This window comes from Pedococcus bigeumensis (genome assembly GCF_006438965.1).
Taxonomy (GTDB): Bacteria; Actinomycetota; Actinomycetes; order Actinomycetales; family Dermatophilaceae; genus Pedococcus; species Pedococcus bigeumensis_A.
Window position 1 is genome coordinate 172,376 of the sequence record NZ_RCZM01000003.1, and the last position, 18,974, is coordinate 191,349.

General features: G+C 70.9%; 16 protein-coding genes. 8 read left to right on the top strand and 8 right to left on the bottom strand.

Features of this window, described 5'->3' with window-relative positions; genetic code table 11:
* Positions 1–36: 36 nt before the first annotated feature.
* The 4 genes from EAH86_RS09225 to EAH86_RS09240 all read left to right on the top strand — a co-directional run bounded on the left by EAH86_RS09225 (position 37) and on the right by EAH86_RS09240 (position 5,026).
* The gene (locus EAH86_RS09225) at positions 37–687 is read left to right on the top strand and encodes a PadR family transcriptional regulator (protein WP_140739519.1); all 651 of its coding nucleotides are present in this window, start codon (positions 37–39) and stop codon (positions 685–687) included.
* On the top strand, positions 684–1,421 hold the full coding sequence (locus tag EAH86_RS09230; protein ID WP_140739522.1) for an ABC transporter ATP-binding protein: 738 nt from the start codon (positions 684–686) through the stop codon (positions 1,419–1,421). Before EAH86_RS09225 ends, EAH86_RS09230 begins: the two co-directional genes overlap by 4 nt.
* Before the next feature lie 8 nt (positions 1,422–1,429).
* Positions 1,430–4,285, top strand: a complete 2,856-nt coding sequence (locus EAH86_RS09235) for an ABC transporter permease (protein ID WP_140739525.1) — start codon at positions 1,430–1,432, stop codon at positions 4,283–4,285.
* Between the two features lie 135 nt (positions 4,286–4,420).
* A complete protein-coding gene (locus EAH86_RS09240) occupies positions 4,421–5,026 on the top strand; it encodes a bacterial proteasome activator family protein (protein ID WP_140739528.1) in 606 nt (201 codons plus the stop codon).
* Positions 5,027–5,047: 21 nt separating this feature from the next.
* On the opposite strand, the gene EAH86_RS09245 is transcribed toward EAH86_RS09240, so the two are convergent.
* Positions 5,048–6,328, bottom strand: coding sequence for an MFS transporter (locus tag EAH86_RS09245; RefSeq protein WP_140739531.1), 1,281 nt, complete (start codon positions 6,326–6,328; stop codon positions 5,048–5,050).
* An 82-nt stretch (positions 6,329–6,410) separates the two neighbouring features.
* Between EAH86_RS09245 and EAH86_RS09250 the strand changes: the two genes are divergently transcribed.
* Complete coding sequence (locus EAH86_RS09250) at positions 6,411–8,066, top strand: DUF885 domain-containing protein (protein ID WP_140739534.1); 1,656 nt, start codon at positions 6,411–6,413, stop codon at positions 8,064–8,066.
* 131 nt (positions 8,067–8,197) lie between these two features.
* Here the strand turns inward: EAH86_RS09250 and EAH86_RS09255 are convergent, their stop codons facing one another.
* Positions 8,198–9,853 carry an FAD-binding dehydrogenase gene (locus tag EAH86_RS09255; RefSeq protein WP_140739537.1) on the bottom strand — a complete coding sequence of 552 codons (1,656 nt, stop codon included), beginning with the start codon at positions 9,851–9,853 and terminating at the stop codon, positions 8,198–8,200.
* 9 nt (positions 9,854–9,862) lie between these two features.
* Entirely contained in the window at positions 9,863–10,543 is a 681-nt protein-coding gene (locus tag EAH86_RS09260) for an HAD family hydrolase (RefSeq protein ID WP_140739540.1), read from the bottom strand.
* A 71-nt stretch (positions 10,544–10,614) separates the two neighbouring features.
* On the opposite strand from EAH86_RS09260, the gene EAH86_RS09265 reads away from it, so the two are divergent.
* Together EAH86_RS09265 and EAH86_RS09270 are read left to right on the top strand one after the other, a co-directional pair.
* The gene (locus EAH86_RS09265) at positions 10,615–12,264 is read left to right on the top strand and encodes a metallophosphoesterase family protein (protein WP_140739543.1); all 1,650 of its coding nucleotides are present in this window, start codon (positions 10,615–10,617) and stop codon (positions 12,262–12,264) included.
* Between the two features lie 35 nt (positions 12,265–12,299).
* Positions 12,300–12,911 (top strand): DUF5701 family protein, encoded by a 612-nt coding sequence (locus EAH86_RS09270; protein WP_140739546.1) that lies wholly within the window; start codon positions 12,300–12,302, stop codon positions 12,909–12,911.
* A gap of 16 nt (positions 12,912–12,927) precedes the next feature.
* Here EAH86_RS09270 and EAH86_RS09275 read toward each other — a convergent pair whose 3' ends face one another.
* The 3 genes from EAH86_RS09275 to EAH86_RS09285 are packed head-to-tail and all read right to left on the bottom strand — an operon-like array spanning position 12,928 to position 15,409.
* On the bottom strand, positions 12,928–13,845 hold the full coding sequence (locus EAH86_RS09275) for a sucrase ferredoxin (protein WP_140739549.1): 918 nt from the start codon (positions 13,843–13,845) through the stop codon (positions 12,928–12,930).
* The gene (locus EAH86_RS09280; RefSeq protein ID WP_140739552.1) at positions 13,842–15,083 is read right to left on the bottom strand and encodes a cupin domain-containing protein; all 1,242 of its coding nucleotides are present in this window, start codon (positions 15,081–15,083) and stop codon (positions 13,842–13,844) included. Before EAH86_RS09280 ends, EAH86_RS09275 begins: the two co-directional genes overlap by 4 nt.
* A 29-nt stretch (positions 15,084–15,112) precedes the next feature.
* Entirely contained in the window at positions 15,113–15,409 is a 297-nt protein-coding gene (locus EAH86_RS09285; RefSeq protein ID WP_140739555.1) for a BatC protein, read from the bottom strand.
* 262 nt (positions 15,410–15,671) lie between these two features.
* Here EAH86_RS09285 and EAH86_RS09290 point away from each other — a divergent pair, with 262 nt between their 5' ends.
* Positions 15,672–16,721, top strand: coding sequence for an SGNH/GDSL hydrolase family protein (locus EAH86_RS09290; RefSeq protein ID WP_206665791.1), 1,050 nt, complete (start codon positions 15,672–15,674; stop codon positions 16,719–16,721).
* Positions 16,722–16,813: 92 nt separating this feature from the next.
* On the opposite strand, the gene EAH86_RS09295 is transcribed toward EAH86_RS09290, so the two are convergent.
* Positions 16,814–18,091: a sugar ABC transporter permease gene (locus EAH86_RS09295; protein WP_140739558.1), complete on the bottom strand. Its 1,278-nt coding sequence runs from the start codon at positions 18,089–18,091 to the stop codon at positions 16,814–16,816.
* On the bottom strand, positions 18,088–18,915 hold the full coding sequence (locus tag EAH86_RS09300; RefSeq protein WP_140739561.1) for an ATP-binding cassette domain-containing protein: 828 nt from the start codon (positions 18,913–18,915) through the stop codon (positions 18,088–18,090). The genes EAH86_RS09295 and EAH86_RS09300 overlap by 4 nt, the downstream gene beginning before the upstream one ends.
* Positions 18,916–18,974: the final 59 nt, after the last annotated feature.

Here is an 18,974-nt window from a genome sequence, read left to right on the forward strand (position 1 = left end):
TATGTAGGGGACACACAACGGGGATGGTGGGGCCGGATGTCGGTCAAACAGGGGCTCTTGGCCCTGCTGGCGACGGAGCCGATGTATGGCGCGCGGTTGCGCGCCGAGTTCGAGTCCAGGACCGGAGGGACCTGGCCGCTCAACGTCGGGCAGGTCTACACGACGCTGGCCAGGCTCGAACGCGACGGCCTGGTCGAGGCGATCGGGGAGGACGCCGAAGGGCGGATCTCCTACCGCCTGACCCGCACCGGCCGCGCCGAGGTCGCGATGTGGTGGGCCTCACCCGTCACCCGGGAGACCACCCCCCGTGACGAGCTCGTCATCAAGCTCGCCCTGGCCGTCACGGTCGACGGCGTGGACGTCAACCGCGTGGTGCAGACGCAGCGGACCGCCACCCTGCGCCACCTGCAGGACCTCACCCGCCTCAAGCAGCGGGCCACCACCCACCACGAGGCGGCAGCCGACGGCGACGGCCAGGTCGACCTCGCCTGGCTGCTCGTCCTGGAGAACCTCATCTACGCCGGCGAGGCCGAGGTCCGCTGGCTCGACCACGTCGAAGCCCGCCTGGTCCGCGAGGCGAACCGCCCGCGCAAGTCCGCCGACGGCATACCCACCACTGTGCAGGACGGCACCACGGACAGTGCGACACGGATGGTCAGCAACGCACTCAAGGGGGGAACACGATGAGCAACGCACCGAGCAACGACGTCATCCTGCGCCTGGACAACGTCACCCGTGTCCACGGCACCGACGGCACCGCAGTCCGGGCCCTGGCAGGGGTCAGCCTCGACGTCCGGGCTGGGGAGCTCGTCGCCGTGATGGGCCCGAGCGGCTCCGGCAAGTCCACCCTGCTCAACCTCGCCGGCGGGCTGGACGCGGCCACCAGCGGACAGGTGATCATCGAGGGACAGAGCATCGGCACCCTCAAGGGCGACGCGCTCGCCAAGCTGCGCCGGCGCCGGGTCGGCTTCGTCTTCCAGGACTTCAACCTGATCCCGTCGCTCACCGCCGTCGAGAACGTCGCCCTGCCGCTGGAGCTCGACGGCCAGCGGGTGGGCAAGGCGCGGCGCCGGGCCATCGACGCCCTGAGCATGGTCGGCGTCCAGGACCTCGCCGACCGCTACCCGGACAAGATGTCCGGCGGCCAGCAGCAGCGCGTCGCCATCGCCCGCGCGCTTGTCGGCGACCGCCGGCTGGTGCTCGCCGACGAACCCACCGGGGCCCTCGACTCGCACACCGGCGAAGGCGTGCTGCGCGTGCTCCGCGAGCGCTGTGATGCCGGCGCGGCCGGCCTGCTGGTCACCCACGAGGCGCGGCACGCGGCCTGGGCCGACCGGGTCGTGTTCCTGCGCGACGGCGTGGTCGTCGACAGCACGGGGACACCTGACACGGCCGAGGCCCTGCTCGAGCCGACCGCCTGAGTCGCGCCATGACCACCCTCATGGAACGAGAGGCACCAGCAGGTATGCCGCGTGGTTCCGACCGCGACGAGGACCAGAGCTCGCGACTGTCCCGGTGGCGCGCCTCGTGGCGGGTTGCCCTGCGGATGGCCAAGCGGGACGCCTGGCGCTACAAGGGACGCAGCGTCCTCGTGCTCATCATGGTGGCGCTGCCGGTCGGCGTCCTCGTGGGCACCCTGGTGTTCGCGACGAGCTCGTCGGTCAGCAGCGTGGAGCGCATCCCCACCTCCCTGGGCAGTGCACAGGCCCTCATCCAGGGGCCCTCGGAACAGGTGGTCTGGCAGACCGCAGACCCCAACGAGGGCTGGTCCACCGACTCGAACAGCCAGCCCGACAAGGCGACGCCGGTGCCCGGCTTCAACCCCGGTGAAAGCCTCGGGTCCGCAGCCAACGTCGCAGCGCTCCAGCAGGTCACCGGCGGCACGGTCGTGCCGGTCGGGGAGATGACCCTGCGGCGCGTCCTCGACGAGAGGCGCACGCGCGGCATCCAGGTGGCGACCTTCGCGGCCGGCACGGTCGACCTCGGGACGAAGGCCACGCTGGTCTCCGGACGGTGGCCCGCCACCGCGGGCGAGATCGCCGCAACGCCCTACGGCATCAGCCGGGGCATGCCGGACCACGGCACCACCACGCTCCGCTCAGCGGGCAAGAGCATCGACGTCACCGTCGTCGGCGTCGCCAACTTCTTCAACGGGTGGGGGGGACAGCCGGACGCCATCTCGGCGCGCCCTCTCGACCCAGAGGCGGTCCTCGACTGGCAGTACCTCCTCCTGCGCGACGCGGGGGTGCCGTACTCCGAGGTGAAGAAGCTCAACGCCTACGGGCTCCAGGTGACCAGCGCCGAGGCGCTGCGCAACCCGCCCTCCCCGGCCGCGCTGCCGCCGACGATGCGGCAGATGCAGGACTACGCGGCCCGGGACGTCCAGACCATGGTGGCCATCGGCGGCGTGTTGCTCCTCCTGGTCACCACCCTGTTGGTCGCCCCGGCCTTTGCTGTCAGCGCCTCTCGTCAGCGGCGGACCCTGGCGCTCGCCGCCAGCAACGGCGCCGAGACCCGGCAGCTGCGGCGCAAGGTGCTGGCCCAGGCCCTGCTGCTCGGAGCCCTGTCGGCCATCGTCGCGGCCGGCCTCGCAGTCCTGGCTGTGCGCGTGGTGATGTGGGTGCTGGTCGCCCGGCGACCCTGGACCACGTTCCGCTTCTTCGAGGTACCCCTGTGGGCCGTCGCCGCGGTCATCGTGATGGCCGTCGTCAGCGCCCTTGTCGCGGCGCTCATCCCCGCCTTGCGACTGCGGCGGCTCGACATCGTCGGCGTGATGAAGGGCCAGAACGTCTCACCCCGGCTCAACCGGGTGGTGCCCGTCCTCGGAGTCCTCCTTGCCGGCACCGGCGGCGTCGGCCTGGTTGCCGCGGTGGCGACCAAGCAACGTGAGTACACGATCGCAGGGCTGGCCATCGCGCTCACCGTGGGCGCCCTCATGCTCGTCCCCCTCGTCCTGGTGGTGGCGGGCCGGCTGTCGGCCCGGCTGCCCGTCGCCGCGCGGATGGCCACCCGGGACGCCGCCCGTCACCGGGCGCGCTCCGTGCCGACGGTCGCCGCGATCATGGCCGGGGCTATCGCCCTCACGGCCTTCAGCATCGGGCTCGCGAGCGACACCGAGCAGTCCATCCGCGACTACCAGCCCCAGCAGCCGGCCGGTCAGGGCGCGATCTTCGTCGCCAGCGACCTGTCCGTGCTGGCGCCGGGCGCAGTCGACCCGGCGCTGGAGGATGCCGAGGAGCTCGTCCGCGGCCTGACGCCCGACCTGGTCTCGACGAGGCTCGCGCAGGTGACGACGCCGTTCGACCCCAAGAACCCCAACGCCCCAGTGCCGTTCGTGACGGTCGTCAAGCCCGGCTGCACGGTCGACCGGGCCGTGACCGACGCCCAGTCCGACCAGCAGAGCGGACGCCCGGTGTGTCAGCTCCTCGGCACCAACGGGCAGCGCAGCATCGCTGTCCTCCCGGCCGCGGACATCACCCGCCTGCTACGCCTGTCCCCCTCGGACTCAGCGCGGGTCAGCAACGGAGGAATCGCCGTCAACGAGGCCGCCCTGATCTCGACGGCTGGCACGGTCGCGGTCGCCAGCGGGACGGTCACCACCAACCAGAACACCGGTCTGGTCGAGTCGCTGAAGGACACCCGTACTGCCGCCCTGCCTGCCGTGGTCGGCAAGCTCCCGATGGCCCAGGGCCAGTACGGCGGTGTGGTCACGCCCGAAACCGCCTCGAAGCTGGGCTGGTTCGTCGGCAGCTACTCCCTGCTGCTTCGCAACCCCGATGGCGCGATCAGCAAGGCCGACGAGAAGGCCCTGTCCGAGCAGCTCGGCGAGGACGGCGGGGTCTACGTCGAGCGAGGCTTCGTCCGCGACGACATCCTCATCATGCGGATCTTGTTCGTGGCCTTCGGGCTGCTCTTGCTCATCGTCACACTGATCTCCACGGCGCTCGCTCTGGCGGAACAGCAGAGCGACATGGGCACCCTGGCGGCGGTCGGTGCCACCAAGGGCACGAGGCGCCGACTCGCCGCGGCGCAAGCTGCGACGGTGGCCTTCATCGGTGCCCTGGTCGGGATCGCGGTGGGGCTGGCCCCCGGCATCGCCGTCAGCTACCCCCTGACCGCGGACTCCTACGACCCGGAGACCGGTCGCCAGCTGGCCCCTGACCCGATCACCGTCATCCCGTGGTTGCCCCTCGGCCTTCTGCTGGTGGCCGTGCCCGTGATCGCTGCGCTGCTCTCCGCGGCAGCGATCCGGCGAGCTCCGGCGCTGACGCGGCGGGCCGACTGAGACGGGTCCACCGCGGGATGTCGGTCGGGGGGCCGACACCCGCGGTGGACCGCACCTCCCGCATCACCGTGATGGCTTCCCCCTCTGCACCTGGACCGACCACACCCGGGGCAGCCCTGGCGCCCGTGGGGCAGGATGGGTGACATGAGCCAGACGCCAGACGAGCAGCAGACCGACCCGGCCGGCAACGGCGATCAGCAGCAGCGGGTCGTCGTCGTCACCCAGGACGGCATGGGCATCGCCCCGCACCGTGAGGGTGAGGACGGGCCCACCAACCCGGCCGACCTCGTGGAGCAGCCGGCCAAGGTGATGCGGATAGGGTCGATGATCAAGCAGCTCCTCGAAGAGGTCCGCAACGCCCCACTCGACGAAGCCGGGCGGGCCCGCCTCGCGGAGATCCACCGCCGCTCGATCAAGGAGCTCGAGGACGGCCTCGCCCCCGAGCTGATCGACGAGCTCGAGCGGATCGCGTTGCCCTTCAACGAGAACGTCCCACCCACCGACGCAGAGCTTCGGATCGCCCAGGCCCAGCTCGTGGGCTGGCTGGAAGGCCTGTTTCACGGCATACAGACCGCGCTCTTCGCCCAGCAGATGGCGGCGCAGCAGCAGCTCCAGCAGATCCGTCGCGCCCTGCCGCCCGGCCACGCCCCCGAGGGCGGACAGGGCATGGAGGGTATGCCGGGAGCTCCCGGCCTGCGCCCCGACACCGGTGAGGGCGGCCCCACCGGTCAGTACCTCTAGGGCCGGCCCTTCCCGGGGCGGTCAGGCCGTTCTGCCCGCTCGTGTCAGGGCGTCCTCGGCTGCGACCCGGCGCAGCGGCGAGAGCCAGGCGTAGGCCGCCCCCACGAAGCCCACACAGACGAGGCCCACCATGGCCGGTCGCACCGAGAAGGCCGTCGCGAGAACCCCGCCCGCCACTGACCCGACCGTCCAGCCAAGACCCCAGGACATCATCCGGCCGGCCGTGTTGACCCGCCCGAGCAGGTGCTCCGGGGTGACCTGCATCCGGTAGGTGAGCGAGGTGATCAGCACGAGCTGGTAGGCCACGCCCCACACCACCATGCCCACACTCGCCAGCACCCAGCTGGGGGCGAGCGCGGTGGCGAGACCGGCGACCGCAGACACGGGGATGGCTCCCAGCGTGACCCGGGCGGCGGGATAGCGGCGCAGCAGCACCGGGGTCAGGGCGGAGGCGGCGACTCCGCCGATGCCCCAAACCGCGAAGACCAGTCCGAACCGCCACCCGGACGTACCGATGTGGAGCACCTGGTCCGCCCACGGGACGAACAGCGCGACGAAGCCGGCACCGCCGGCGGACTGGAGGGCTCCCACGATCGTGTTGGAGCGAACTCCGGGATGACGCCAGAGAAAGGTCACTCCTTCGCGGATGTCCTTGAACACCACCGATGGTCGCAACGGAGCGAGGTTGGCCCGCACGGTGGACAGGGCGCGACGGACCATCCGGATGAGGAGTGCCGACACCAGGAAGCTGAGCGCGTCGACGGCGAGCAGGGTCGATGGGTGGGCCACCGCGAGGGCGAGCCCCACGGCGGCCGGGACCACCAGGTCGAGGACGCCACCCACGCCCCAGATGGCCGCGTTGGCCTCGCCGACCCGCTCCCGGCCGACGAGCACCGGGAGGGCCCCGAAGTTCGCGCCGTCGAAGAAGGTGAACAGGCTCTGGGCGAGGAGTCCGGCGATGAGGACGTGGGGCACGGTCAGGACGTCCAGCCAGTGGGCGACCGGGACCGACCCGATGACAACGACGTTGGCGAGGTCGGCAGCGACCATCACGCGCTTGCGGTTCCAGCGGTCGCTGAGCGCGCCGGCGAAGAGACCGATCAGCAGATAGGGCAGCGCGTCCAAGGTGGTCGTCAGCGCCGTCAGGGCCGGCGAGCCGGTGAGTGTGTAGACGAGGACGGGCATCGCCACCACGGTGATCAGCGAACCGGTCAGCGAGACGATGCGCGCAGCCCAGTAGAGCCGGAAGTCGCCGTCGTTGCGCAACCGGCCCCGGTCGCCAGTGCTGCTGTCGCTGCTCACCGGCCCGAGTCTGCCGGTTCAACCCCACTTCAGCTCAACCCTCGAGTTCCAGCGGCCCGGTCGGGCCGGTACGTTCGAGGTCATGACCGACTCGGTGCAGCAGCTGGCGGACGACTTCCACGACTACCGCATGCGGACCTCGCCCACCTGGGCGCACATGCTCGGCGACTACCGGTTCGCCGACCAGTACGAAGACGGGTCGAGGGCAGCGGAGGATGCCGAGATCGCTGCCCTGCGTGAGTTTGCCGCCCGCGCCGAAGCCATCCCTGACGAAGGCCTGGGCGGGCCCGACCGGGTGACCCGCGACATCGTGGCCTTCGACGCGACCACGTCCGCCGACGTCGGCGAGGCGCACTCGTCCGAGTTCGGTGTAGACCCGGTGTTCGGAGTGCAGGTCGCCCTCGGCGTCGCCATCGCCGGCCTGTCGCTGCCGACGGCCGAGGTCGCCGACGCGATGGTGCCCAAGTACCGCGGCATCGCGCAGAGCATCCGCGACTTCGCCGAGCGGCACCGCGAGGGAGTGGCGGCAGGACGCACCCCCGCGACCTTCGCGGTGGAGCGCGCGATCGAGCAGATCGAGCGATGGCTGGCCACCCCCCTCGCCGAGGACATGCTGCTCACCTCCACGACCGAACCACCCGCCGGCTACGACGTCGAGGCGTGGCGCGGCCGGCTCTCGGACGTCATCGCGACCGACGTCCGGCCCGCCCTCGAGGTGTTCCGCGACGTGCTGCGCGACGAGGTTGCGCCGGTCATGCGACCGGACGAGCAGTGCGGTCTGTCCTGGCTCCCCGACGGCGGGCAGACCTATGCCCGCCTCCTTGCCCGCGACACCACCACGACCCTGTCGGCCGACGAGATCCACCAGATCGGCCTGGACCAGATCGCGTCCCTGGCAGAGGAGTACCGCACCCTCGCGCCCGCAGTGGTCGGCACCGACGACCTCCCGTCCATCTACCGCGCGCTGCGCGAGGACCCCGCGCTCCGGCACTCGAGCACCCCCGACATCGTCGCTGCGTGCGAGGCGGCGTTCGCCAAGGCCCGGGGCGTGATGCCCGAGTGGTTCGACCGCCTCCCCGTGGCCGACTGCGTGGTGAAGTCCACCGACGTGGGCGCTGCTGCCTACTACTACCCGCCGGCCGACGACGGCAGCCGCGGCGGCACGTTCTACATCAACACCGCTGACCCGGCGCACTGGGGCCGCTACGAGCTCGAGGCGCTTTCCTACCACGAGGGCATCCCGGGCCATCACCTCCAGCTGGCGATCGCCGGCGAGCTGACCGACGTGCCGAAGTACCGCAAGTTCACGATCTTCAACGCCTACGCCGAGGGCTGGGGGCTCTACACCGAACGCCTCGCCGACGAGATGGGCCTCTACACCAGTCCCCTCGAACGCCTCGGCATGCTGACGATGGACTCCATGCGCGCGTGCCGCCTCGTCGTCGACACCGGGCTGCACGCGATGGGCTGGAGTCGGCAGCAGGCCGTCGACTACATGGTCGCCAACTGCCCGCTCAGCGTGGGTGGTGTCAAGGCCGAGATCGACAGGTATGCCGTGCACCCGGGTCAGGCGTGCGGCTACATGATCGGGCGCCTGGAGATCCTGCGGATCCGTCGCGAGGCGCAGGAACGCCAGGGCGAGCGGTTCGACATCAAGGCGTTCCACAACGCGGTGCTCGACGGTGGCAGCGTCCCGCTGGCCGTGCTCGACACCGTGGTCCGCACCCGCCTCCCCTGAGCCTGCCCGCCAGTCTGTGCACAGACTCTGGGCCAGGTGCGCACTGATGCGGTCTCTGCGCACAGGTGCCAACGTCTGTGCACAGACCTTGGCGGGGGTCGGGGGTATGCCGGGTGGTCGCCTCGGGTGGGTCAGCTGACGGCCGCTGCCGCTGCGCGTCCCGCGGTGCGGCCGGAGAAGATGCAGCCGCCGAGGAAGGTGCCCTCGAGCGCGCGGTAGCCGTGCACCCCACCGCCGCCGAACCCGGCGACCTCGCCCGCGGCATACAGGCCGGGCACCGGCTCACCGGACGCGGTCAGGACGCGCGACGAGAGGTCCGTCTCGAGACCACCGAGGGTCTTGCGGGTGAGGATGTTGAGGCGCACCGCGATGAGCGGGCCGGCCTTGGGGTCGAGGATCCGGTGCGGGGTGGCGGTGCGAATCAGCTTGTCACCACGGTAGTTCCGCGCGCCGTGGATCGCCGTCACCTGGGCGTCCTTGCTGAAGTCGTTGTCGATCTGCCGGTCGCGGTCGACGATCTGGCGCTCGATGTGGGCCAGCTTCAGCGGCGCATCGGGGGTCAGCGCGTTCATCTTGGCAACCAGCTCGCCGAGCGTGTCGGCGAAGACGAAATCGGCGCCCTTGTCGAGGAACGCCCGGACCGGTGCGGGCATGTCCGCTCGCGCTCTCCCGAGCACGTCCTTGACCGACTTGCCGGTCAGGTCCGGGTTCTGCTCCGACCCGGACAGCGCGAACTCCTTGCCGATGATCTTCTTGGTGAGGATGAACCAGCTGTGGTCGTGCCCGGTCTGGCGCAGGTGCGACAGGGTGCCTAGGGTGTCGAAGCCGGGGAACAGTGGCGCAGGAAGCCGGTCGCCGTTGCCGTCGAACCACAGCGAGCTCGGCCCGGGCAGGATGCGGATCGCGTGGGACGGCCAGATCGGGTCCCAGTTCTCGATGCCCTCGACGTAGTGCCACATCCGGTCGCGGTTGACGAGACGACCACCGGCGGCCTCGGTGATCGCGAGCATGCGACCGTCGACGTGGGCCGGCACTCCCGTGAGCATGTGGTCGGGCGCCGTGCCCAGCCGCGAGGGCCAGTTGGCCCGGACGAGGTCGTGGTTGGCCCCGATGCCACCACTGGTGACGACGACTGCTTGCGCGGTCAGCTCGAACTCGCCTGCGCTGTCTCGGTTCGTGGGTCGCCCGCGGTCGGCGCCGTCGGGGGCGAGCAGGGTCCCGCGCACGCCCGTGACCGTGCCGCCAGAGGTGACCAGCTCGTCGACCTGGTGGCGGTGCCGGATCTCCACCCGACCGGACGCAACGTGCTCCGCCACCCGTCGCAGGAAGGGTGCCAACACCCCGGGACCGGTCCCCCAGACGATGTGGAACCGCGGCACCGAGTTGCCGTGCCCGGACGCGGAGCCGTCACCGCGCTCGGCCCAGCCCACGACCGGGAAGAACCGCATGCCCTGCCCGTGCAGCCAGGACCGTTTCTCCCCCGACGCGAAGTCGACGTAGGCGCGCGCCCACTGGGCCCCCCACTTGTCCTCGTCCTCGAGCCGGTCGAACCCCGCGGAGCCCTGCCAGTCCTGCCACGCGAGGTCGACGCCGTCCTTGATCCCCATCCGCCGTTGCTCGGGGCTGTCGACGAGGAACAGTCCGCCGAACGACCAGTGGGCCTGCCCACCGAGGTTGGCCGCACTCTCCTGGTCGACGACCAGGACGCGTCGTCCCGCGTCGGCGATCTCGGCAGCAGCGACGAGTCCGGACAGCCCGGCTCCGACCACGATGACGTCAGCGTCCATGGGCCCAACCTACGGGCCGGTAATCGCCGCCGTCACGTGAACGCGGCCAGCCACCACGGAGAACCGCACGTCCGCCAGCGTCGCCACGACAGCGTCGGCCACGAGGTCTGACTCGGCAGTCGTCGTCGTGACCGCGAGGGTGGTGCACCCGGCAGCGCGGGCCGCGTCGAGACCACCGGGCGCGTCCTCCACCACCAGGCAGTCGGCCGGGTCGACCCCGAGCCGCGTGGCCGCGAGCAGGAACGGGTCGGGGTGGGGTTTGCCCTGGGCAACGTCGCTCGCGGTGACGACCACCCCTGGAGCAGGGAGCCGTGTCGCGGCCAGTCGCGTGTCAGCCAGCGGACGCGTGCACGAGGTGGCGATCGCGCACAGCTCCACCTGGCCGGTCAGGGCAGCCAGCGCGTCGAGGGCGCCCGGCAGCACCGTGATGCCGTCGGTGTCAGCGATCTCGATGGCTTCGATCCGGTCGAAGGCGGCGTCCAACCGCTCGGGGGGCAGCAGCGTTGCGATGATGCCCTTTGCGGGCACGCCGTGGAAGCCGGTCAGCCGCCTCGGGTCGACCCCCTCTTCCTGCGCCCACCGCACCCAGGACCGGATGACGACGGGGATCGAGTCGATCAGCGTGCCGTCCATGTCGAACAGCACCGCCGCGAAGGTGCGGCCTTCGAGCGTCCCCAGGCTGCGCGGCATACCGCAACCCTAGGAGGTCGCGAGTGGCGAAGCGGCGGTGGTCCAGCAGCGGAGCCGGTTACGGTGGAGAGGTGAGCACGCCGCCCGATAGCCCACACCGGTGGCGTCGTGCGTCCCGGTGGCTGCTGCGGATCGGTGCGCTCGTCCTCCTCTTCGTCGCCTGCAACAGCGGTGGTGTCGCCGCGACCACGCTGTTCCCGAGCAGCGCCGACACGCTCAACTACGGTGCCGACCTGCACTTGTCGCTGAGTCCGGGTGACACGTCGGCGATCCAGAGCCCGACCATCTTCGGCGACATCCGGATGGACTTCGGTGGTGTGGTCCCGGCTCCTGGCGTGGTGGCCAACGTGCACGTCAAGGAACGCATCACCGACCTGCTCGCCCGGCCCAACATCTCCGTGCGGTCGCTCCAGCCGGGCCCGCTCGAGCTCGAACGTGCCGCCCGCGGTGGAGCCATCGCGCTGGGGTGGCGGTTCGCCGTGGGCGCCCTCGTCGTCGCCCTCCTCGCCCTCGGCGGGTATGCCGCGTGGCGGCGGCGGGCGCCCCGGGTGCGGTGGTCAGCGGTGGTCGCCTCCGTCTGGGTCGCGTCGTGCCTGGCGACCTTCGGCGTGATCGGGGTGACCTACCAGCCGGAGCGGCTCGACAGCTTCACGACGACCGGGATCCTCGGCACGGTCCAGCGCAACGCCGATCTCCTGGAGGGCGTCGAGACCCGGGCCGAGCAGGTCACGCCCTACCTCAAGAACCTGCTGGCCCTCTCCGCTGCGCTGCAGGGCAAGTACGCCCCCCAGGCGCTCGACCAGCCCGTGGCCGCGCGGCTGCTCCTGGTGTCGGACATCCACGGCGGGAACCAGTACCCCCTGATGAAGACGATCGTCACCCAGGAACGGATCGATGCGGTCATCGACTCGGGCGACCTGGTCAACTTCGGCAGCGCCACCGAGGCGGAGGCGGCCGGCATCTTCGAGGGCATCGCCTCCCTCGGGGTCCCGTACCTGTTCGTCAAGGGCAACCACGACGGCCGGACCGACGTCGACCGTGAGCTGCTGGACCGGCTGGCCAAGGTGCGCAACGTCGTGCTGCTCGAGCCCGACGCCCAGACCTACGCGGTCGAGAGCATCCACGGGGTGCGGATCGCCGGCTTCAACGACCCGCGGTGGTTCGGCGACGACAACACCAACAACGCGGCCAAGCAGAAGCCGGCGGCGGCCCGGTTCAACGCTGCGATGGCCGACCAGCCGGTCCCGGACATCGTCGTCTCCCACGAGCCAGCTGCCGCGAAAGACGTTGCCCGGGCGGGAATCCGGATCAACGGCCACATGCACGTGAGCCAGCTCGAGGGTTCGCGGATCGGTGTCGGCACCTTTACCGGGGGCGGGCCCTTCAGCCACTTCATCGCCGGCGACACCGCAGACGGTGGCAGTGGGAACAAGGCCGATGCCGGGGAGCTCACCGGCCAACCCTCGGCGTTCGACATCGCGACGTTCGGCACCGACTGTCGGCTGGCGTCACTCACCCGCTACCAGTTCCGCAACGTCATCGAGGGGCGCCCAGCCTACGACGACGTGACCCTCATCAACGGGTCCCGGATCGAGGACAAGGCACCCGACCCGGCGCCGCCTGCCAGCGAGGCCGACGCCACGAGCACCGCGACGCCGACCCGGACCTGTGCGACCACGATGGAGCAGACCCGGGAACGCGTGACCGTCGCCCCACGTTGAAGCTCGGCCACCAGCACCGTGCCCAGAGGAGAACCGTGACCGGGACCGAGTTCGACCGACAGCTCCAGACCTACCTCGACGCCAAGTACCCGACCCTCGCGGGCATCGACGAGAGCGAGTTCGTCGAACTCGTCGAACCGTTGCGGGACAAGGCCTCCGACGCCACGGCCACGAGCGATGGCCGGATCCCGTTCGCCCTCGTCGTCACGTCCCGGCTGGTCAGTCCGGACCAGGTGCTGCCGACCGTCCACTGGAAGGCCACCACCGGCTGGACCGAGTACACCGCCGACGACCTGGCCGGCTACCACCCGATCGGAGGTGTGGACGTCCCGGACCACGCGGCATACCTCGCCACCGACGTCGACACCGGGAAGGCGACCCTCGACGTGCGAGCCAAGGACGCCGTGCCACTCATCGAGGGAGAGGGGCGTACGGCGCTCACGATCGACGAAGGCGTCAGCCTCCTCGCGCTGTGGCCGGGAATCCTCAAGGACCGCAACGCCTTCTTCCTTCCGGGCTCGAGGGATGCGAGCAAGCGCGTGGCCGCCCTGTGGGTCAGCAAGGGGCACCCGCGGCTGGGCTGGTGCTGGGAGGGCAACCCGCACACCTGGCTGGGATCGGCGTCGTGCGGCGGCAGGGTCGCCTGACCCCGCCGAGCTGCGTTCAGTCGTGGCGGTCGGCCAACGAGGTCGTCCACACGAAGGCCGACGCGTCTGACTCGGCCCGACAGGTGAGCCGAGCGGCGGGCTGCCGCGTCCGGTGCACCGTCACCTCGGTCCGCGCCGGCACCTCTCCGGCACCGAGCACCTCCACGCGCCAGTCGTCAGCGGTCATCTCCACCGCGCCGGGCCGGACGTCGCCCACGGCTGCGGGGCCGTGCGCACGCAGCACTGCGGCGAGGGCGGCCTGCACGGGCGGGGGGTGAGCTGAGAAGCCGCGGAGGTGTTCGGTGTCGACGGTTCCGAGCAGGTGTCGCTCCAGGACGTCGACGGCGGACTCTGGGTCGAGGCTGCCGTACACGGTGCCGTCCGGGACCACCAGGACGTTGGCGGCGAACCGGTCGCCGCCGATGTGGGTGCACTCCCAGGCCTGGTCCGGCCACCGGGCGGCGAGAGCCAGCGCGACGGGTCTGCCCCGCACGGCGCAGCAGATGTCGTGCCGTCCGTGGGTGCAGACGAGCAGCAGCGGGGGGGGCAGGCCTGCCGGACCGGGTTCGTGGGAACCGTGAGCCGGACCCTCGACGAGCACGGCGAGGGCCGCGCGCAGGTCGTCGGACTCAGTCCAGGTCCCCCACTGCTGGCGGCCGTCCAGGTCCACCACGCCCCATCGCCGCCAAGCCCCGCGGCGAGCGCCGGCACCGCGCTCGACGGGCCGACGGACGAGGACCACGCGTCCCCGGACGGACAGGGCAGCTCGGTGCAGACGGTCCGCCATGTCCGGGCTGATGCCGTCGCTGTCGAGCGCCACCGGAGCCCACCCACCCGGGTGCTCGACGAGCAGCCAGCGCGTGGCCGGCGCCGCGGTGCCGATCAGCGGGTCGCCACGTTGCCGTGCGGAGGTCGAGCACCTGGGGGTGGTCATGCAGGGACGACGACGCCGGAGCGCAGGAGAGTGCGGGTGAGCTCCAGGCCGAGCTCGGCCGCTGTCGCGGTGCCCCTGTCCAACAGCCCTTCGATCGCCGCCAGATCGGTGCGTTCGACGGCGGTCGTGCCGACCCGGCTGCGCAGCACGGTGCGACCACCTGCGGCCGGCAGCAACACGGCAGCGACATGGGCACGAAGGGCAACCCTCGACGTCTCGGTGAGGGCGTTCGCCGCCTCGGCCTGGGCCAGTGGCGCCAGTGGCGCGGGGCGTTGAGCGGCTTGGGCCGAACCCGCCAGCCCGGCGAGGAGGTCACCCGCATCGACCTGCTGCAGCGCCTCGAGCAGCGCTGCCCGTACCGCCTCGACGTCGTGGGGGGCCGGCCCCTCCCCCAGCAGGTCGGTGCCGAGCGGTAGGGCCAGGCGCATCTCTGGTGACCGGCTGGCCCGGGTCAGGGCGGTCTTCACGAGCTCGTCCGCGACCTGGCGGCGGGTCCACGGGTGGACCCCGATGGTCAGGTGGATGCTCGTGCCGCCCAAGGCCGTGGCCGAGTGCAGGTATCCGCGCGGTAGGTAGAGGCAGTCACCGGGGGCAAATGTCTCCTCGATCAGTGGCTCGTTCTGCGCGGCCTCCTCGACGGCGCCTCGCCGGGCGGTCCATGGCTCGTCGCGCAGCGGCAGCTCGTGCACGGGTGGGCGGATCCGCCACCGCTTCTCGCCCGCGATCTGCAGTACGAAGACGTCGTGGACGTCGTAGTGGTCGCTGAAACCGGTGTTCTCCGGCGGGGTGACGTAGGCGTTGACCTGCACCGGGTGGCCGAGCTCGCCGGCCAGCGTCTGGGAGAAGTCGATGATCGGGCGCCAGGTCCGGTGCAGCCCCTGCAGCACCAAGGTCGCGCCCTCGGAGAAGTGGTGCAGCACCGCGTCGTCGCTGACCTGGTCACCGATCGCTGCGCCGATCCCCCCACCACGGGTGAAGGTGCGGTCCTCCAGCGTCGTGCCGTCGCGCGCCATCCGCAGGAACGGCGTCCGCAACCCACGACCCGAGACGAGCTCGTCGACCCCGTCGGCGGAGAAGAGGTCGCCGAAACCCGCCGGCAGGTCGGCAGCCCGGCTGAGCAGGGGTTCGCGCGACCAGTACCGCTCGGCGAAGTCGGTCGGCGTGACCGCCACGAGGCGCGACAGCACCGAGTGCCCACCGCTGCCGGTGGGCACTCGGTGCGGTGACGTGGTCGTCACCCGGTCACCGGGTCGCTGCTCGGCGACCGCTACGCCTGGCCGTCGGCGCCACCGTCCGCGCCACCATCAGCGCCGCCGTCGTGACCTCCGGTGTTCGCGCCGCCATCCGCCGGCCCGTCACCCGCGCCACCGTCAGCGCCGCCATCGGCACCACCGTCGTGTCCGCCTGCGTTGGCGCCACCGTCAGCCGGACCCTCACCTGCGCCACCGTCGGCGCCGCCATCGGCACCCCCGTCGGTGCTGCCCGGCATACCTGCCGCCCCGCCGTCAGCTGGTCCCTGGCCGCCTTCGTCGTCGCTTGCTTCGTTCAGGGGGGTTTCGGTCATGGCTGGATCTCCCTACCTTCGGGCGGCGCCTCGTCGCGTCGCTGTCCCTTCCTATGCCACTGCGGCGCGCGCCGCCACTCAGAACCTGGCGTTTGTGCAGGTCAGGGCGCCGGAACAGGTGTCGGCGCCGACTCCTTCGGGTGCCACCGGCCAGTCCCCACCGGAGGTAAGAACTTGGCAACGGTTCGTCCTCACCCCGCCATGCCCGCCTCCGCAGCCCTACTGTGCGATCACCGATCCACTGGACTGCAGGGAGAGATCAATGGCGATGACCCGCACGTTCGGCGTAATCGCGGCACTGGGTGCCGCAGCCGCCCTCACCGTGTCAGCAGCACCCGCTCAGGCCGCGAACTCCTATGTGGCACTGGGGGACTCGTATGCCTCAGGTACAGGCACCAGGACCTACATCAACGACGGCACGTCGTGCCAGCGGTCCGTGTACGCGTACCCGTCGCTCATCTCGGCGAGCAAGGGACTGACCCTCAACTTCCGGGCGTGCTCTGGTGCGAAGGTCGCCGACGTCACCAACACCCAGCTGAGTGCGCTCACCACCGCGACGACCCAGGTGTCGATCTCGGTGGGCGGCAACGACGCCGGCTTCGCTGACGTCCTCACCGAGTGCGCCCAGCCCGGCTGGATGAGTGACTGCAACGGCGCGATCGACGGCGCGCAGAGCATCATCAACAGCACGCTGCCCGCCAAGCTCGCCACCCTCTACGCCTCGATCAAGGCGAAGGCGCCGAACGCCAAGGTCGTCGTCGTCGGCTACCCCCGGATCTTCCAGGGCGAGGACTGCAACGCCTTCACCTGGTTCTCACCGGCCGAGGAGACCCGGCTCAACCAGACCGCCGACCTGCTCAACAGCAAGACGTCGGCGCAGGCCAGCGCCAAGGGCTTCACCTTCGCCAACCCGACCAGCCGGTTCGTCGGCCACGCGGTGTGCGACAGCACCGAGTGGCTCAACGGCCTGTCGAACCCGGTGGGCGAGAGCTACCACCCCAACGTCGCCGGCCACCGCGACGGCCTCGCCCCGCTCGTCAGCACACCACTGACGGGCAGTGCCTTCAAAGTCAGCAGTGTGACCCTGCGCAAGGCTGAGCTGTCGGCCGACCGCATGGCCGGCCACCAGCGTCGCTACGCGGCTGTCGATGCCTTGATCGCACCCGAGCAGTTCCGCACGCCCGACCTGACGACCGCCGCTGCCAAGGCCGCGGCGAAGCGGGCGGGTGTCGACCTCGGCTCACGGGCCAGCATCGACGCCGCGGACCGCACATGGTCCCAGCGCCAGGCCAAGGAGCTCGCCGCGCGCTGAGCCGCTCCAGCAACGGGGCCAGCACAGGACAGGAGGGGTATGCCGGGTGGTGACCACCCGGCATACCCCTCCTGTCGTTGTGCGGTGAGACCTCAGGCGCGACCGTGCGCGGCGCGGCTGCGACGGCTCAGGGAGTCCACGATCACCGCGAGCAGCAGGACGCCGCCGGTGATCATGTAGCGCTCCGGAGAGCCCAGGTTGACCAGGCTCAGGCCGTTGGAGATCGACTGGATCACCAGGATGCCCAAGAGGGCGGAGTAGGCCGAGCCGCGCCCACCGAACAGCGAGGTGCCACCGATCACTGCGGCCGCGATGGCGTTGAGGTTGGTGTCCGTGCCGCCGCTGCCCTGGTTGGCCGACGCGAGGCGTCCGGCCGCGAGCAACCCGCCGAGCGCTGCCAGCGTGGAGCAGAACACGAACACGGAGATGTACACCCGCTTGACGTTGATACCGGCCCGCCGGGCTGCCTCGACGTTGCCACCGATCGCGAGCACCGAACGGCCCCAACGGGTCCGCTGGATCACGAAGTCGAAGATGACGACCAGCGCGACGAACAGCAGGAACATGTAGGAGACGCCGCGGTCGCGGTTGAGAACGTAGACCGGGATGCTGAGCAGCAGCAGGATGGCCACCGCCCGCACCCCGAGCGTCACCACGGGAGTCGTCGAGAGGCCCGCAGCGGTGCGCCGCTGGTTGGCGCGCAGTCGGGTCGCGAGATAGACGAGCACCACGACGACGACGAGGATGTAGGACGCCGCGTCGGACAGGAAGCTGGCCTGGGCGAACTTCACGAGCCCGGAGTCGAACGGGATGTTGATCGACCCCTCCTTGCCCAGCACCTTGAGCTGGAGCCCGAGGAACGCGAGCAGGCCGGCCAGCGTGATGACGAAGCTCGGCACACCGAACCGCGTGTAGAGCAGTCCGTAGAGGGCGCCGATGACCGCGCCAGCGACCAGCGAGGCCAGGATCGCGAGTGGGAGCGACCAGCCGTGACCGACGAAGCCGACGGCCAGGATGGCCGCGGACAAACCGCTGATCGACCCGACCGACAGGTCGATCTCGCCGAGCAGCAGCACCAGCACGATGCCCAAGGCGATGGTGCCCGTGGCGGCGCTCTGCTGGGTGAGGTTGACCAGGTTGCGGCTGGAGAGGAACGCGTCGTTCTCGAAGGCGAACACGCCCCAGATGACGACGAGCCCGACGACGACGGGCAGCGAGCCCAGGTCACCGCTGCGCAGCCGCGACAGGAACGCCCGCAGGAAGCCTCCGACGCCCTGCGAGGCGATCAGCCGCTCGTCCTGGAGGTCGGCGGGGAGGGCGGCCGTGGCGTCGACGGACTGGGCCTCGGGGGTCGGGGTGGGGGTGCTCATGACTGCTCCTCCGTGGTGGCAGTGGGGGCGGCAGTGTGGGTCTCGCGACGCGCGGCCCGTTGGGAGACGGCGTTGGTCGTGGCGCCGGTGATGGCGGCGATGATCTCCTGGCTCGTGGTCTGGCTGACGTTGAAGGTGCCGTTGTTGCGGCCCAGGCGCAGCACGCTGACCCGGTCCGCGACGGCCATCACGTCGGACATGTTGTGACTGATGAGGATCACGCCGAGTCCGTTCTCCCGCAGGCGTTCCACGAGGTTGAGCACCTCTGCGGTCTGCGCGACGCCGAGCGCTGCGGTCGGCTCGTCGAGCATCACGACCTTCGGCGCGCCGAGCAGCGAGCGCGCGATGGCCACCGTCTGGCGCTGTCCGCCGGACAGGCTGGCGACGGGGATGCGCACCGACGGGATCTTGGCGCTGAGCTGGCGCAGCAGCCGCCAGGACTCCTGCTCCATCGTGACCTCGTCGAGGGCTCGGCCGCGGTAGAGCTCGCGGCCGAGGAACAGGTTGGCGACCACGTCGAGGTTGTCGCACAGTGCGAGGTCCTGGAAGACCGTCGCGATGCCGAGGCCCTGGGCTTCGGCCGGGCTGGCGACGCTCTCGGCCTTGCCGTCGAACGTCATCTGGCCGTCGTCGGGCGTGTAGACCCCGGCGATGGTCTTGACGAGCGTGGACTTGCCCGCCCCGTTGTCACCGACGAGCGCCACGACCTCCCCCGAGTGCACGTCGAAGTCGATGTCCTTGAGTGCCTGCACGGCACCGAAGCGCTTGGAGATGCCGGTCAGCGCCAGGACGGCTGTCGTCGGCGGGGAGAGGGTCGCGGTCATGTCAGTCCTTCGGGTGGTTCGGTGGGGCCGGAGCGGATACGGATGCCGTTGCGCCGGAA

Bases quoted from the DNA above. Each gene is read 5' to 3' on its own strand.
- EAH86_RS09225 (WP_140739519.1), top strand. From the start codon at position 37: ATGTCGGTCAAACAGGGGCTCTTGGCCCTGCTGGCGACGGAGCCGATG.
- EAH86_RS09230 (WP_140739522.1), top strand. From the start codon at position 684: ATGAGCAACGCACCGAGCAACGACGTCATCCTGCGCCTGGACAACGTC.
- EAH86_RS09235 (WP_140739525.1), top strand. From the start codon at position 1,430: ATGACCACCCTCATGGAACGAGAGGCACCAGCAGGTATGCCGCGTGGT.
- EAH86_RS09240 (WP_140739528.1), top strand. From the start codon at position 4,421: ATGGGTGACATGAGCCAGACGCCAGACGAGCAGCAGACCGACCCGGCC.
- EAH86_RS09250 (WP_140739534.1), top strand. From the start codon at position 6,411: ATGACCGACTCGGTGCAGCAGCTGGCGGACGACTTCCACGACTACCGC.
- EAH86_RS09255 (WP_140739537.1), bottom strand. From the start codon at position 9,853: ATGGACGCTGACGTCATCGTGGTCGGAGCCGGGCTGTCCGGACTCGTC.
- EAH86_RS09260 (WP_140739540.1), bottom strand. From the start codon at position 10,543: ATGCCGCGCAGCCTGGGGACGCTCGAAGGCCGCACCTTCGCGGCGGTG.
- EAH86_RS09275 (WP_140739549.1), bottom strand. From the start codon at position 13,845: ATGACCACCCCCAGGTGCTCGACCTCCGCACGGCAACGTGGCGACCCG.
- EAH86_RS09285 (WP_140739555.1), bottom strand. From the start codon at position 15,409: ATGACCGAAACCCCCCTGAACGAAGCAAGCGACGACGAAGGCGGCCAG.
- EAH86_RS09290 (WP_206665791.1), top strand. From the start codon at position 15,672: ATGGCGATGACCCGCACGTTCGGCGTAATCGCGGCACTGGGTGCCGCA.
- EAH86_RS09295 (WP_140739558.1), bottom strand. From the start codon at position 18,091: ATGAGCACCCCCACCCCGACCCCCGAGGCCCAGTCCGTCGACGCCACG.
- EAH86_RS09300 (WP_140739561.1), bottom strand. From the start codon at position 18,915: ATGACCGCGACCCTCTCCCCGCCGACGACAGCCGTCCTGGCGCTGACC.